General features: G+C 69.8%; 12 protein-coding genes. 6 read left to right on the top strand and 6 right to left on the bottom strand.

The genetic code is table 11. The features are described from left to right. Positions 1-27: 27 nt before the first annotated feature. On the bottom strand, positions 28-1,029 hold the full coding sequence (gene hslO / locus GA0116996_RS16520; RefSeq protein ID WP_092313801.1) for an Hsp33 family molecular chaperone HslO: 1,002 nt from the start codon (positions 1,027-1,029) through the stop codon (positions 28-30). Between the two features lie 37 nt (positions 1,030-1,066). Further along, on the bottom strand, positions 1,067-1,591 hold the full coding sequence (locus GA0116996_RS16515; RefSeq protein WP_018006882.1) for a gamma carbonic anhydrase family protein: 525 nt from the start codon (positions 1,589-1,591) through the stop codon (positions 1,067-1,069). 149 nt (positions 1,592-1,740) lie between these two features. Between GA0116996_RS16515 and GA0116996_RS16510 the strand changes: the two genes are divergently transcribed. Continuing rightward, positions 1,741-2,595, top strand: a complete 855-nt coding sequence (locus GA0116996_RS16510) for a ferritin-like domain-containing protein (protein WP_243419661.1) — start codon at positions 1,741-1,743, stop codon at positions 2,593-2,595. A gap of 7 nt (positions 2,596-2,602) precedes the next feature. Here the strand turns inward: GA0116996_RS16510 and GA0116996_RS16505 are convergent, their stop codons facing one another. Continuing rightward, positions 2,603-3,808, bottom strand: coding sequence for an MFS transporter (locus tag GA0116996_RS16505; RefSeq protein ID WP_092313795.1), 1,206 nt, complete (start codon positions 3,806-3,808; stop codon positions 2,603-2,605). A gap of 27 nt (positions 3,809-3,835) precedes the next feature. Then, positions 3,836-5,110 carry a serine hydrolase domain-containing protein gene (locus GA0116996_RS16500; RefSeq protein WP_207781265.1) on the bottom strand — a complete coding sequence of 425 codons (1,275 nt, stop codon included), beginning with the start codon at positions 5,108-5,110 and terminating at the stop codon, positions 3,836-3,838. A 64-nt stretch (positions 5,111-5,174) separates the two neighbouring features. On the opposite strand from GA0116996_RS16500, the gene GA0116996_RS16495 reads away from it, so the two are divergent. After that, positions 5,175-6,077 carry a LysR family transcriptional regulator gene (locus GA0116996_RS16495; RefSeq protein WP_092313789.1) on the top strand — a complete coding sequence of 301 codons (903 nt, stop codon included), beginning with the start codon at positions 5,175-5,177 and terminating at the stop codon, positions 6,075-6,077. Between the two features lie 3 nt (positions 6,078-6,080). Here the strand turns inward: GA0116996_RS16495 and GA0116996_RS16490 are convergent, their stop codons facing one another. After that, positions 6,081-7,811, bottom strand: a complete 1,731-nt coding sequence (locus GA0116996_RS16490; RefSeq protein ID WP_092313786.1) for an acetate--CoA ligase — start codon at positions 7,809-7,811, stop codon at positions 6,081-6,083. Between the two features lie 138 nt (positions 7,812-7,949). Between GA0116996_RS16490 and GA0116996_RS16485 the strand changes: the two genes are divergently transcribed. Continuing rightward, positions 7,950-8,849 carry an alpha/beta fold hydrolase gene (locus GA0116996_RS16485; protein WP_092313783.1) on the top strand — a complete coding sequence of 300 codons (900 nt, stop codon included), beginning with the start codon at positions 7,950-7,952 and terminating at the stop codon, positions 8,847-8,849. A gap of 25 nt (positions 8,850-8,874) precedes the next feature. Here GA0116996_RS16485 and GA0116996_RS16480 read toward each other — a convergent pair whose 3' ends face one another. Next, positions 8,875-9,969: an NAD(P)/FAD-dependent oxidoreductase gene (locus GA0116996_RS16480; RefSeq protein WP_092313779.1), complete on the bottom strand. Its 1,095-nt coding sequence runs from the start codon at positions 9,967-9,969 to the stop codon at positions 8,875-8,877. 172 nt (positions 9,970-10,141) lie between these two features. Here GA0116996_RS16480 and GA0116996_RS16475 point away from each other — a divergent pair, with 172 nt between their 5' ends. From GA0116996_RS16475 to GA0116996_RS16465, 3 genes are all read left to right on the top strand, one after another. Further along, on the top strand, positions 10,142-10,987 hold the full coding sequence (locus tag GA0116996_RS16475) for a 3',5'-nucleoside bisphosphate phosphatase (RefSeq protein WP_092313776.1): 846 nt from the start codon (positions 10,142-10,144) through the stop codon (positions 10,985-10,987). Between the two features lie 67 nt (positions 10,988-11,054). Further along, positions 11,055-11,678, top strand: a complete 624-nt coding sequence (locus tag GA0116996_RS16470; protein WP_092313773.1) for an L-threonylcarbamoyladenylate synthase — start codon at positions 11,055-11,057, stop codon at positions 11,676-11,678. Between the two features lie 77 nt (positions 11,679-11,755). Continuing rightward, positions 11,756-12,421 (top strand): site-2 protease family protein, encoded by a 666-nt coding sequence (locus GA0116996_RS16465; protein WP_012352471.1) that lies wholly within the window; start codon positions 11,756-11,758, stop codon positions 12,419-12,421.

Below are 12,421 nucleotides of genomic sequence, written 5' to 3'. Positions count from 1 at the left end.
GCGCACGCAGGCGCTGCCGAAGGCGGGTCAGTGGTGCTGGCTGGCGCCCGCGCCGGCGCCGGTGGCGACCGGCGTGGCCGAGAACAGCTGCGCGCAGTCGACCGGGTCGAACTCATAGCGCTGGCCGCAGAAGTCGCAGTGGATTTCGACATGGCCGCGCTCGGCGATGATGCTTTCGATCTCCGCCTGGCCCAGCGACTGCAGCATGCCGGCCACCTTCGGGCGTGAGCAGCTGCAGTAAAAATGCGGCATCAGCGGCTCAAACACGCGCAGGCCGGCGTCCTGCAGGTCTTCCCAGAACAGGCGGCGCAGCAGCGTGTCGGGGGTCTCGGCCAGCAGTTCCTCGGCCTTCAGCGTGGTGCCGAGCTGCACCGCGCGGTCCCAGGTATCGAGATCCTGCGCCTTGGCGTGGCTGGCCAGCGGCGCGCCGGTCTCGCCGACTTCGGCGGTGCCGCCGTACGCCGGCAGCTTCTGCAGCAGCATGCCGGCGGCGACATGGTCGTCGGCGGCGAGCCATAGGCGCGTGTCGAGCTGCTCGGAGGCCTGCATGTAGTGCTCCAGCACGGCGCTGATCGAGCCCAGCGGTCCGTGCGCGTCGGCCAGCGGCACGATGCCCTGGTACGGCTGCTGGCCCGGAAGCTTGTCCTTGGGGTCCAGCGTGATGGCGAAGCGGCCGTGGCCGTGGGCGTTGACCATCTGCGCCAGCGTGGCATTGTCGGCCAGCTGTGCGCCTTCGGCCAGCTTGGCGGTCGCGCGCATCGACAGGTCGGACAGGCATTCCACCACCAGCATGCGCACCGGGCCGTCGCCGTGCAGCTGCATTACCAGCGCCCCGTTGAACTTCAGGTTGGCCGACAGCAGCGCCGCGGCGGCCATCATCTCGCCCAGCAGCCGGCGCACCGGGGCAGGGTAGCTGTGGCGGCCGAGCACTTCTTGCCAGGTGGCTTCCATGCGCACCAGCTCGCCGCGCACGGGGGCCGCGTCGAACAGGAACTTCTGCAGGGTGTCTGGGGTGGTGGTATCGGTCACAATAATCGGTCGGGTTTCGGTAGAGGCTCGGCGGTCGTCAGCCGATCCGCTTGAGCTGTTGCTTGTACAGGGCCTGCCGCGTGGCGTAGGTCTCGGCGTTGCGGTACAGGTTGGCGACGTCGGCATCGGTCAGCTGGCGCACCACCTTGGCCGGCGCGCCCAGGATCAGCGAACGGTCCGGGAACACCTTGCCCTCGGTCACCACGGCGCCGGCGCCTACCAGGCATTCCTTGCCAATCACGGCACGGTTAAGCACCACGGCCTGGATCCCGATCAGCGAGCCTTCGCCCACGGTGCAGCCGTGCAGCATGGCCTGGTGGCCGATCGAGACCTTGTCGCCCAGCGTCAGCGGACAGCCCGGGTCGGTATGCAGCACCGAACCCTCCTGGATATTGGTGTCCGCGCCGACCACGATCGGCTCGTTGTCGCCGCGGATCACGACACCGGGCCAGGCGCTGGCGCGGGACTTTAGGGTCACGTTGCCGATGATGGTGGCTTCGGGGGCCACGTAGGCTTCGCTGTCGATACTGGGCTTGACGTCGCCGAGCTGGTAAAGCGCCATGAGGTCTCCTGCATGAATGGCTTTTGTTGAAGTGGGGGTTGCCGCCGGACTTTAAAGGGCCGGTGCCGGGGAACGGCGCCGCGCCGCGCGGCGCGGCAGGCGGGCGCCGGCCAGGCCCTACAATGGCGGCAGACCCGGATTTTACGCCCATGCCAGAAAAAACACCCGACGCCGCGCCGCCTGACCCGTCTCCTTCGCCACGCCGCCAGGCGCTGGCGGTGCTGTGCCTGACGGATCCGCGCGACAAGGCCGTGGCGGCACGCGCACTTTATCGCCAGGTGATGACGTTGCCCGATTCCGCCCTGGAAGCGGGCGAGGCGATCCATGCCGAGGCCACCCACGCGATCCCTGGGCGACCGGCGCGCCCGGTACTGGTGGCGCCCCAGCACGTCGAGCGGCGCCGTTCGCTGCAGACCCCGGCGGGGCGCGCGGCGATGATCCACGCGCTGTGCCATATCGAGTTCAATGCGATCAACCTGGCGCTGGACGCGGCCTGGCGCTTTGCCGGCATGCCGCCCGCGTATTACCGCGACTGGCTGCGCGTGGCCGATGAAGAGGCCTACCACTTCACGCTGCTGGCCGACCACCTCGGCACGCTCGGCGCCGCCTACGGTGACTTCCCGGCCCACAACAGCCTGTGGGAGATGACCGACAAGACCGCCGGCGACGTGCTGGCGCGCATGGCGCTGGTGCCGCGCACGCTGGAGGCGCGCGGGCTCGACGCCTCGCCGCCGGTGCGTGCCCGGCTGGCCGGCGCCGGCGACCATGCCGCCGCGGCCATCATCGACATCATCCTGCGCGACGAGGTCGGCCACGTCGCCATCGGCAACCACTGGTACCGCTGGCTGTGCGCGCAGCGCGGGCTCGATCCCGTGGCCACCTACGCACGCCTGGCCGAGCAATACCGCGCGCCGAAGCTGCGCGGGCCCTTCAATCTCGAGGCGAGGCGCGCCGCGGGGTTTGACGAGGACGAGCTGGCCTGGCTGGAGGCCTCTGCCGGCTAGACAGGCTTCAGTGGTGCGGCGGGAAACCATGCCGGCGCGCCGACCACACCGCCAGCCATGTTGCCGCGAGCAGCGCCACCAGCACCGGCGGGAATACTGCGATGCCCGGCCCGTCGAGCAGCAGCCCGCCGATGACGCCGCCGCCGGCGATGGCGATGTTCCACGCCGTGACCAGCATCGACTGCGCCACGTCGGCGGAATTGCCGGCGGTCTTTGCCAGCGCGGTCTGGAACAGCGTGGAGACGCCGCCGAAGCCCAGGCCCCAGATCCCGGCCGCGCCATAAATCACCGACTGGTGTGCGCCGCCGGCCGCGAGCGCCAGCACCGACAGCCCGAACAGCAGCGTGCTGGCCAGCGTCAGCGCCCGCAGCCACTTGTCGATCAGCAGGCCGGTGATCCAGATGCCGGCGAGCGAGGCCACGCCGAAAACGAGCAGCACAAGATCCAGTCGTGTCCCGGCGTTTGCCGCGCGCAGGAACGGCGAGATATAGGTGTAGAGGATGTTGTGCGCCAGCACGAAGGCAAGCGTCACGAACAGCACGGGGCGCACGCCCGGCAGGGTAAAGACGCGCGCTAGCGGCAGCCGCTGGCCGGCGGATTGGCCGGCAAAGTCCGGTACGGTCGCCAGCACCCAGGCAATCAGGCCCAGTGTCATCGCGCTGATGATGCCGAAGCCCGCCCGCCAGCCGATGATGGCACCGAGGAAGGTCCCGGACGGCACGCCCAGCGACAGGGCCAGGGGGATGCCCACCATCGCGACCGCAATGGCACGGCCCTTGAGGTGATCGGGAACCATGCGTGCGGCATAGCCGGCCAACAGGGCCCACAGCAGGCCCGCCGAAACGCCGGCGAGAAAGCGCGCCGCCATCGTCACGACATAGTCGCCTGACCATGCCGTCACGGCGTTGGCGACGGCGAATCCCGCAATGGCAAGCACCAGCAGCGGCCGGCGCCGCAGGGCCTGCGTGGCCGCCGTCAGCGGAATGGCGGCCACCAGCGAGCCGAAGGCGTAGATGGTGACCAACTGGCCGGCAAGCGGCTCGGAGATAGCGAGGCCCGCGCCGATCTGGGGCAGCAGCCCTGCCGGCAAGGCTTCGGTCAGCACGGTGATGAAGCCGGCGACGGCAAGCGCAAGCAGTGCCGGCAGCGGTAGCCGCTCAGGCTGCGCGCCCTGGTGTGCATGGTTCGCAAGTGTGTTGGTGGCTGTGGTCATGTTGGCGCCCTGGGTAGGGGTAAGGGGTTATGCGTTGCGAGTGGAGGGCTGCGCGGCAGCGGGAGCGACCCCATAGACCGCGTCGCGCAGGTCGGTGACAAAGCGGCCTGACATGCCTTCGTACAGCGTGTTGGTGAACGCCACCACGCTCAGTCCCTGGCTGCGGTCGACGAACCAGGCGTGGCCGTAGGCGCCACCCCAGCGCCAAGTGCCGGCGGATTCCGGGGAACCCGCCCGGCGCGGATCGCGCAGCACCGAGAAGCCCAGCCCGAAGCCGGTTCCCGGCGCATCGGGCAGGTCCAGGCCGCCGGTATGGTCGCGTCCCATGTCCTCGACCAGAGAACCGGGCAGCAACCTGCCGCCGCCCTGGCGCAAGCTCTCCAGCAGGCGCAGGAAGTCTTGCGCCGTGCCTGCCATGCCGGCGCCGCCGGATGGGTGCGCGCGCGCATTGAAGATGCGGGCAGGGCTGTAGCGAATGCCAACCGTGCCCTCGACCACAGGAACCACTTCGCCTTCGCGCAGGCGGCGTGGCCGAGGGTTGTCATTGACATACGGGGTCGGAACGCGCTGCGGATCCCGCACCACGAAGCCCGTGTCGGCCATGCCCAGCGGGCCGGTGACCAATTGCCGCACGGCGGTGTCGAGCGGCGCCCCGTGGACGCGCTCGATCAGCGCACCGAGCACATCGGTCGCGAGCGAGTAGCCCCATGCACTGCCCGGTTCGTACAGCAAGGGCACGCTGGCGATGCGCCGCAGGTTCTCGGCCAGGCTGATGGCGGTGTCGTCCATGCCATCGGAGACGCCGGCACGGGCATAGGGTCCGTCTGCGCCGGACTCGAAAAAGCGATAGCCCAGCCCCGCGGTATGGCTGAGCAGTTGCCGCGCCGTGATCCGTGCCGGTCGGCGGTCGGCCAGGCGCGGGCGGAATTCGGGCAGCCAACGGTCGATGCCCTGGTCGAGGTCGAGCCGGCCTTGTGCCGCCAGCACCAGCGCGGCCACGGAAACGATGGGCTTGCTCACGGAAGCCAGCCGGAAGACGGCATCCAGCGCCATCGACTGCCCGTTTTCCCGGTCGGCCAGGCCAGCCGCCTGCTGGTGGACCAGTTCGCCGTCACGGCTGACCAGCACGACGGCGCCGACCAGTCGCTGCTGGTCCAGCGCTTGCCGGATAACGGCGTCGACGCGCGCAATCACAGGCGCGCGGGATGCAGGGGACACACCGGGGCGTGGTGCAATCGTTGGGAGGGACACAGCGAAATCCTTTTTCGATGAACGACCCGTCCACGATAAGGAACCAGCCATTAAAGAAAAAGTGGGCTACAGTTCCTTTTTCTCCGGAACTTTGTGTCCGCAATCGGGGGGCATCATGGACAGCCTCAGTGGCTTCGCGGTGTTTGTGCAGGTGGCCGAGACCCGCAGTTTTGTCGCGGCGGGGCGCCTGCTGGGGGTGTCGGCCTCTGCCGTCGGCAAGAGCGTGGCGCGGCTGGAGGAACGGCTTGGGGTGCGGCTGTTCCACCGCAGCACGCGCAGCGTCACGCTGACCGCTGAAGGCGCGCTGTTCCTGGAGCGCAGCCGCCGCGTGCTGGCGGAGATCGAAGCGGCGGAGCTGGAGCTGGCCGAGACCACCGCGGCGCCGCGCGGCCGCCTGCGCGTAAGCCTGCCGCTGGTCAGTTCACTGGTCTTGCCCGTGCTGGGCGATTTCATGCGCGCGTATCCGGACATAGAGCTGGACCTGGATTTCACGGACCAGCTGGTCGATGTCATCGAGGAGGGCTTCGATGCGGTGGTCCGCACCGGCGAGCCCGCGGACTCGCGCCTGTCGGCACGCAGGCTGGGTGCTTTCCAGGCGGTGCTGGTGGCGTCGCCCGAATACCTGGCGCAGCGTGGCGCACCCAAGGTGCCTGCCGACCTGGCCGGCCATGCCTGCCTGCATTACCGCTTTCCCCACACCGGCAAGCTTGAGGCATGGCCGCTGCGGCGCGCGCCGGGCGAGCCCGAGCTGGCGCCGCCGACATCGATGATCTGCAACAACCTCGAGACGCGTTTGTGTTTTGCGCTGCGCGGCCTGGGCATTGCCTGCCTCCCGGATTTCGCCATCCGCGAGCAGCTGGCAGACGGCAGCCTGTGCCAGGTACTGGCCGGCCATGTGGGGCCGGCCAAGGCCTTCCACGTGCTCTGGCCGGCGAGCCGGCATGCCTCGCCCAAGGTACGGGCGCTGGTCGACTTCCTCTGCGCGCGGGTCTTCCCCGCCGACGAGGCGCGCGCCTAGGGCCTAGGCGCGCCTGGCGGCGCGCTCTTCCTCCAGCAAGCGCAACACCCGCCGCTGGATTTTCCCGGTCGTCGTCATCGGCAGCTGGTCGATGAATTCGATCGCCTTCGGGTATTCGTACGGCGCCAGCTGGCCGCGCACGTGCGCCTGCAGTTCCGCGACCAGCGCCGCGTCGGCGTCGAACGAACGCGCGACCGACGGCGTCAGCACCACGAAGGCCTTGACCACCGCGCCGCGCTCCGGATCGGGCGACGGCACCACGGCGCAGTTGGAGACCGCCGGATGCTTGAGCAGGCAGTTCTCGATCTCGCTCGGCCCGATGCGGTAGCCGGAGGACTTGAACACATCGTCGGCGCGCCCCTGGTACCACAGGTAGCCGTCGGCATCGACGCGCGCCAGATCGCCGGTGCGGCACCAGCGCAGGCCGTCGCGCTCGGTGTACTTGGCCGCGGTGGCGGCGTCGTTCTTCCAGTAGCCGAGGAAGAACACCGGGTCCGAATGCCCGGCGCCGTCGGTGGCGCACACCGCCACCTCGCCATCCTCGCCCGGCGCGCAGGGGCGGCCTTCGTCGTCGATCACCTGCACGCGGTGGCCGGGGTAGGGGCGACCCATCGAACCCGGCCGGGCCGGCCAGCCAAGCCGCTCGTCGTCGTTCTGCGCGGTGCAGTTGCCGACGATGTAGTTGATCTCGGTCTGGCCGAACATCTCGTTGACCAGCACGCCGAGCGCGTCGCGGCACCAAGCGAACACGGTCTCGCCCACGGCCTCGCCGGCGCTCATCAGCGCGCGCAGGCGGATGTCGTAGTGACGGCGCGGCTCGGGGCAGGCCTTCATCATCTGCTTGAGCGCGGTCGGGAACAGGAAGGTGTTGGTGACGGCATAGCGCTCCAGCAGCTCGAAGGCACGCTCGGCGGAGAAGCGGCCCTGGTAGCCGACGATCGGCTTGCCGAAATACAGCGCCGGCATCAGCGCGTCCCACAGGCCGCCGGTCCAGGCCCAGTCGGCAGGGCTCCAGAACACGTCGTCGTGCTGCGGATACCAGTTCTGCGAGCAGACGAAGCCGGTCAGGTTGCCGATCAGCGCGCGGTGCGGGATCAGCGCGCCCTTGGGCGGGCCGGTGGTGCCGCTGGTATAGATCAGCACCGCGGCCTCGTCAGCCTTGGTCTGCTCGGCGACGAAGGTCGGCAGCTGCGCCGCGAGCAGCAGGTCCCAGTCGTGGTCGCCGCGGCCGCGGGCGTCGCCGGCGGCGATCACGGTGGCCATGGTCGGGCATTCGGGGCGCGCCGCCAGCAGGTTGTCGATCGAGGTCTCGTCGGCGATGGCCACGCCGGCTTCGCTGTGCGCGATGCGGTAGGCCAGCGCCTCCGGCCCGAACAACATCGACAGCGGCATGGCGATGGCGCCCAGCTGGTAGATCGCCATATGCGCAATCACGGTCTCGATGCGCTGCGGCATCACGATGGCGACGCGGTCGCCGCGCGCCACGCCCAGCGCGCGCAGCGCCGCGGACAAGCGGTTGGCCTCGGCCTGGATATAGGCAAAGCTATGCGCGTTGCGGCGGCCGTCCTCATGCTCGGTATAGACCGCGATGCGGTCCATGCTGGACGGGTCACGGGCCCAGCGGCCGCAGCAGGCTTCGGCGATGTTGAACTGGGCCGGAATCTCCCAGCGGAAGGAGTCGTACAGGGCGCGATAGTCGTCGCGCCGGCTTGCCGGCAAGGCAGCTGCGGCCATTCAGGGTCTCCGTTGGGGTCCGCCTCGCGGCAAACGGCGAGCCGCTATAATGCGCACAAGCGAACGATCGTTCTATTTTGTCGTGGCTTCCCCGCCAACCCCCGCGGCGGGCAAGATCCCGACGCAAGGGTGGAGACAATGACAATCAAGGAAACCTCGCGGTCTGAATTTATCACGGTGCGCGGGCTGCGCTACCACGTGCGCCACTGGGGCACGTCCGGCGCGCGCAAGCTGTTCATGCTGCATGGGTGGATGGACGTGGCCGCGTCGTTCCAGTTCCTGGTCGACCACCTGCGCGGCGACTGGCATGTGATCGCGCCCGACTGGCGCGGTTTCGGCGCGACCGACTGGCCCACGCGCTACCCCGGCACGCAGTCGTACTGGTTTGCCGACTACCTCGCCGACCTGGAGGCCCTGCTCGACCACTATGCGCCCGACGGGCAGGTCGACCTGGTCGGTCACAGCATGGGCGCCAACGTGATCTGCCTGTATGCCGGCATCCGCCCGCAGCGCGTGCGCCGCGTGGTGGACCTGGAGGGCTTCGGCATGACCGCGACGCGGCCGGAGCAGGCGCCCCGGCGCTACGCGCGCTGGCTCGACGAAGTGCGCGCCGGCACCGAGCTGAAGACCTATGACAGCCTCGACGGCGTGGCCGCGCGCCTGCAGAAGACCAACCCGCGCCTGCCGGACGAGCGCGCCGCGTTCCTGGCCGCGCACTGGTCGCGCCGCAACGCCGAGGGCCGCTGGGAGATCCTGGGCGACCCCGCGCACAAGCTGGTCAACCCGATGCTGTACCGGCTCGACGAAGTGATGGCGGTGTGGGAGCAGGTCACCGCGCCGGTATTGCACATCGAGGCGCGCGATTCGGAGACGCTGCGCCATATCGCCCACAAGCAGGCCATCGATGAATTCAGGCAGCGCTTCCGCGCCTTCCGCGACTTCCGCGAGGCGGTGGTGGAGGACGCCGGCCACATGCTGCACCACGACCAGCCCGCCGCCGTGGCGGAACTGGTGGAATCGTTCTGCGCCGGCAGGTGATACCGGCGCATGGGCAGTCCACGCTTCAGGCGTGGGTGAGCTTTTCCTTCAGTGCGGCGTTGTTGCTGGTGTGCACGTGCACCAGTGCCTTTTCAGGGAAGGCGTAGTGGTAGGCGCGGCGCAGCGCCAGCGCGGCCTCGTGGAAGCCGGATAGGATCAGCTTCTGCTTGTTGGGGTAGAACGCGATATCGCCGGCGGCGAAGATGCCGCGGCGCGAGCTTTCGTAGGTGGTGGTGTCGACCAGGATGCGGCCGGCGCGCATGTCCAGGTCCCACTGCGCGATCGGGCCAGGCTCGGACACCAGGCCGTACAGCGCCACCAGTTCCTCGGCGGGCAGCACGGTGCTGCCGTCGCGGGTCCGCACTTCGACCTCGCTGAGCGCGCCGTCCGCACCTTCGGTGCGCAGTGCGCCCAGCATGCCGACCACGAAGTCCATTTCGCCCTCGGCCACCGCGCGGCGCATCTCGGCGACGGTGCCGTCGGCGGCGCGAAAGCCCTCGCGCCGGTGCAGCAGCGTCACGCGCGCGGCTACCTTGCGCAGCGCCAGCGCCCAGTCCAGCGCAGAGTCGCCGCCGCCGGCGACGACCACGCGCTTGCCGGCGAAGTGCGAGACATCGCGCACCGCGTAGTGCACGTGGCGGCCTTCCAGCGCCGGCGCCTCCGGCAGCGACACACGCTGCGGCGCAAACGCGCCCGCGCCGGCGCAGACCAGCACCGCGGCGACATCGAAGCGCTTGCCGCCGTCGGTCGTCACCAGCAGGCGCTCGTGCCCGGCATGGCCCTCCGGCGCTGCTGGCGCCGGGATTTCGGCCGCGCTTTCGGCGCGCTGGCCGAAGTGCATCGGGAAGTCGAACGGGGCGCATTGTTCCAGCAGCCGGTCCACCAGGTCCTGCGCCAGGCATCCCGGCACGGCGGGAATGTCGTAGATCGGCTTTTCCGGATACAGCTCGGTGCACTGGCCGCCGGCGCGGTCGAGCACATCGATCAGTTCACATTTCAGGCCTAGCACGCCGGCCTGGAACGCGGCGAACAGGCCGACCGGGCCCGCACCGACGATCAGGACATCGGTGGTGGTGAGCGGGGCGGTGGCGGGAGCAGTGGCTGGGTTGGCGGTGGACATGGGGCATGGCAGGCACGCCAGGTGCCCGCGAATCGACGATGCAAAGCCCGACTATACCCCGCAGCCGGCGGCTTTCCGCCGACGCCAGCGTTGCCGGCATGGCTTTGCCTGGCCGGCCGGGTGGGCGGCGGCGCCGCGCAGGCCAGGGGCGGACGGGAGTAGAATTGCCACCATGCAAAACGCCCACGCCATCAATGCCGACCTGCATTGCCATTCCACCGTTTCCGACGGCACGCTCGCGCCGCGCGCCGTGGCGCAGATCGCCCGCGACGCGGGGGTTGCGTACTGGGCGCTGACCGACCACGACGAGCTGGGCGGGCAGGCCGAGGCACGCGCCGCCGCCGAGGAATTCGGCATGCGCTATGTGCCGGGCGTCGAGATCTCGGTGACCTGGGCCGGACAGACCGTGCATATCGTCGGGCTGCAGATCGACCCGTTCTGCCCGGAGCTGATCGATGGCCTGACCGAAACCCGCTCGGGCCGCGCGCGGCGCGCGCGCGATATCGCCGATGCGCTGGCCAGGGTGGGCATCGAGGGTGCCTACGAAGGGGCCCTGCAGTACGTGGGCAACCCGGACCTGATCTCGCGCACGCACTTTGCGCGCTGGCTGGTCGACCAGGGCCGCTGCGCCAGCATCGGCGATGTCTTCAGCGAGTACCTGTCCGAGGGCCGTCCTGGCTATGTCGGCCACCGCTGGGCCAGCCTGTCTGAAGCCGTGGGCTGGATCCGCGCGGCCGGCGGCATCGCGGTGATGGCGCACCCGGGCCGCTACCACTACACCGACACCCAGCACGACGCGCTGTTCGATGAATTCAAGGCGCTGGGCGGCGGCGCGGTCGAGGTGGTGACCGGCAGCCATACCCCCGACCAGTACCGCCGCTACGCCGAGGTGGCGCGGCACTACGGGCTGCTGGCTTCGCGCGGCACGGACTTCCACGGGCCCGGCGAGGGCAGGGTGGAACTCGGCACGCTGCCGCCGCTGCCGTCCACGGTCACGCCAGTCTGGCACGACTGGTAGGCGCCCCGCCTGGCCGGGGCCAGCCCCCGGATGCCGCTCCGTTCCGTCCGACTCCGCTCCCTGGCCCATGTCCCAGTACTTCGAGATTCATCCGCTCAACCCGCAGTCGCGCCTGCTCAAGCAGGCGGCCCAGATCCTGCAGAAGGGCGGGCTGGTCGCGCTGCCGACCGACTCAAGCTATGCGCTGGCCTGCCGGCTCGACGACAAGGCCGCGGTCGAGCGCCTGCGCCGGCTGCGCGGCATCGACGACCGCCACCACCTGACGCTGATGTGCCGCGACCTGTCCGAGCTCGGCAACTTTGCCCGCGTCGACAACCGGCAGTATCGCTGGCTCAAGGGCGCCACGCCGGGCCCGTACGTGTTTATCCTGGAAGCGACCAAGGAAGTGCCGCGGCGGCTGTCGCACCCGGCGCGCAAGACCATCGGCGTGCGCGTGCCCGAGCACGCCATCCCGCTGGCGCTGCTTGGCGAAACCGGCGAGCCGCTGATCTCGGCGACGCTGCAGCTGCCGGGCGACGAGGAACCGCTCAACGATCCGGCGCAGATCCGGGCGCGGCTGGAAAAACAGCTCGACCTCGTGGTGGACGGCGGGCCGGCGCCGGCGCAGCCGACCACGGTGATCGACCTGACCGGCGGCGAGCCAGAACTGGTCCGCGCCGGCCGCGGCGACATCGCCCGCTTCGGCCTCTGACCCGCGGCACCGCCCGCGCCTTCGGTCGGGTGCACCAGCGTGCGCCCGGGCGCCGGCGGGCCGCTACAATAGCGCTCATGGATTCCTCCCTTATCCAGACCTTCGCGGTCTATGCCCTGCCGGTGCTGTTCGCGATCACGCTGCACGAGGCCTCGCACGGCTACGTGGCCAAGCTGTTCGGCGACAGCACGGCCTATGCGCTCGGGCGCGTCAGCCTGAACCCGATCCGCCATATCGACCCGATCGGCACCATCGCCGTGCCGCTGCTGCTGTACATCATGACCAGCGGCCAGTTCGTGTTCGGCTACGCCAAGCCGGTGCCGGTGGTGTTCGAGCGCCTGCGCAACCCGCGCTGGCATGGCATGTGGGTGGCGCTGGCGGGCCCGGCCAGCAACGTGGTGCAGGCCTTCGTGTGGGTGCTGCTGGCGATCGGCCTGACCTGGGGCGGCGTGCGCGAGCCGTTTTTCGGCGAGATGGCGCTGGCCGGCGTGCGCGTCAACCTGGTGGTGGCGGCCTTCAACCTGTTCCCGGTGCCGCCGCTGGATGGCGGGCGCGTGTTGACCGCGCTGCTGCCGCAGGGTATTGCGCGCGCGGTGTCGCGCATCGAGCCGTACGGCATTTTCGTGGTGCTGGCGCTGGTGGCCGCGGGGGTGATCACCACCATCTGGATGACGCCGGTGGTCAATGTGCTGATGTCCCTGATCGAGCTGCTGCTGCGCCCGATCGTGCTGCTGCTCAATTGA

The organism is Cupriavidus alkaliphilus, from assembly GCF_900094595.1.
GTDB classification, from domain to species: domain Bacteria; phylum Pseudomonadota; class Gammaproteobacteria; order Burkholderiales; family Burkholderiaceae; genus Cupriavidus; species Cupriavidus alkaliphilus.
This window is presented reverse-complemented; position numbering and strand designations above follow the sequence as displayed.

Excerpts from the sequence above, each read along its gene's own strand:
- GA0116996_RS16515 (WP_018006882.1), bottom strand. The coding sequence starts at position 1,591 with ATGGCGCTTTACCAGCTCGGCGACGTCAAGCCCAGTATCGACAGCGAA.
- GA0116996_RS16510 (WP_243419661.1), top strand. The coding sequence starts at position 1,741 with ATGCCAGAAAAAACACCCGACGCCGCGCCGCCTGACCCGTCTCCTTCG.
- GA0116996_RS16505 (WP_092313795.1), bottom strand. The coding sequence starts at position 3,808 with ATGACCACAGCCACCAACACACTTGCGAACCATGCACACCAGGGCGCG.
- GA0116996_RS16500 (WP_207781265.1), bottom strand. The coding sequence starts at position 5,110 with ATGGCTGGTTCCTTATCGTGGACGGGTCGTTCATCGAAAAAGGATTTC.
- GA0116996_RS16495 (WP_092313789.1), top strand. The coding sequence starts at position 5,175 with ATGGACAGCCTCAGTGGCTTCGCGGTGTTTGTGCAGGTGGCCGAGACC.
- GA0116996_RS16490 (WP_092313786.1), bottom strand. The coding sequence starts at position 7,811 with ATGGCCGCAGCTGCCTTGCCGGCAAGCCGGCGCGACGACTATCGCGCC.
- GA0116996_RS16485 (WP_092313783.1), top strand. The coding sequence starts at position 7,950 with ATGACAATCAAGGAAACCTCGCGGTCTGAATTTATCACGGTGCGCGGG.
- GA0116996_RS16480 (WP_092313779.1), bottom strand. The coding sequence starts at position 9,969 with ATGTCCACCGCCAACCCAGCCACTGCTCCCGCCACCGCCCCGCTCACC.
- GA0116996_RS16475 (WP_092313776.1), top strand. The coding sequence starts at position 10,142 with ATGCAAAACGCCCACGCCATCAATGCCGACCTGCATTGCCATTCCACC.
- GA0116996_RS16470 (WP_092313773.1), top strand. The coding sequence starts at position 11,055 with ATGTCCCAGTACTTCGAGATTCATCCGCTCAACCCGCAGTCGCGCCTG.
- GA0116996_RS16465 (WP_012352471.1), top strand. The coding sequence starts at position 11,756 with ATGGATTCCTCCCTTATCCAGACCTTCGCGGTCTATGCCCTGCCGGTG.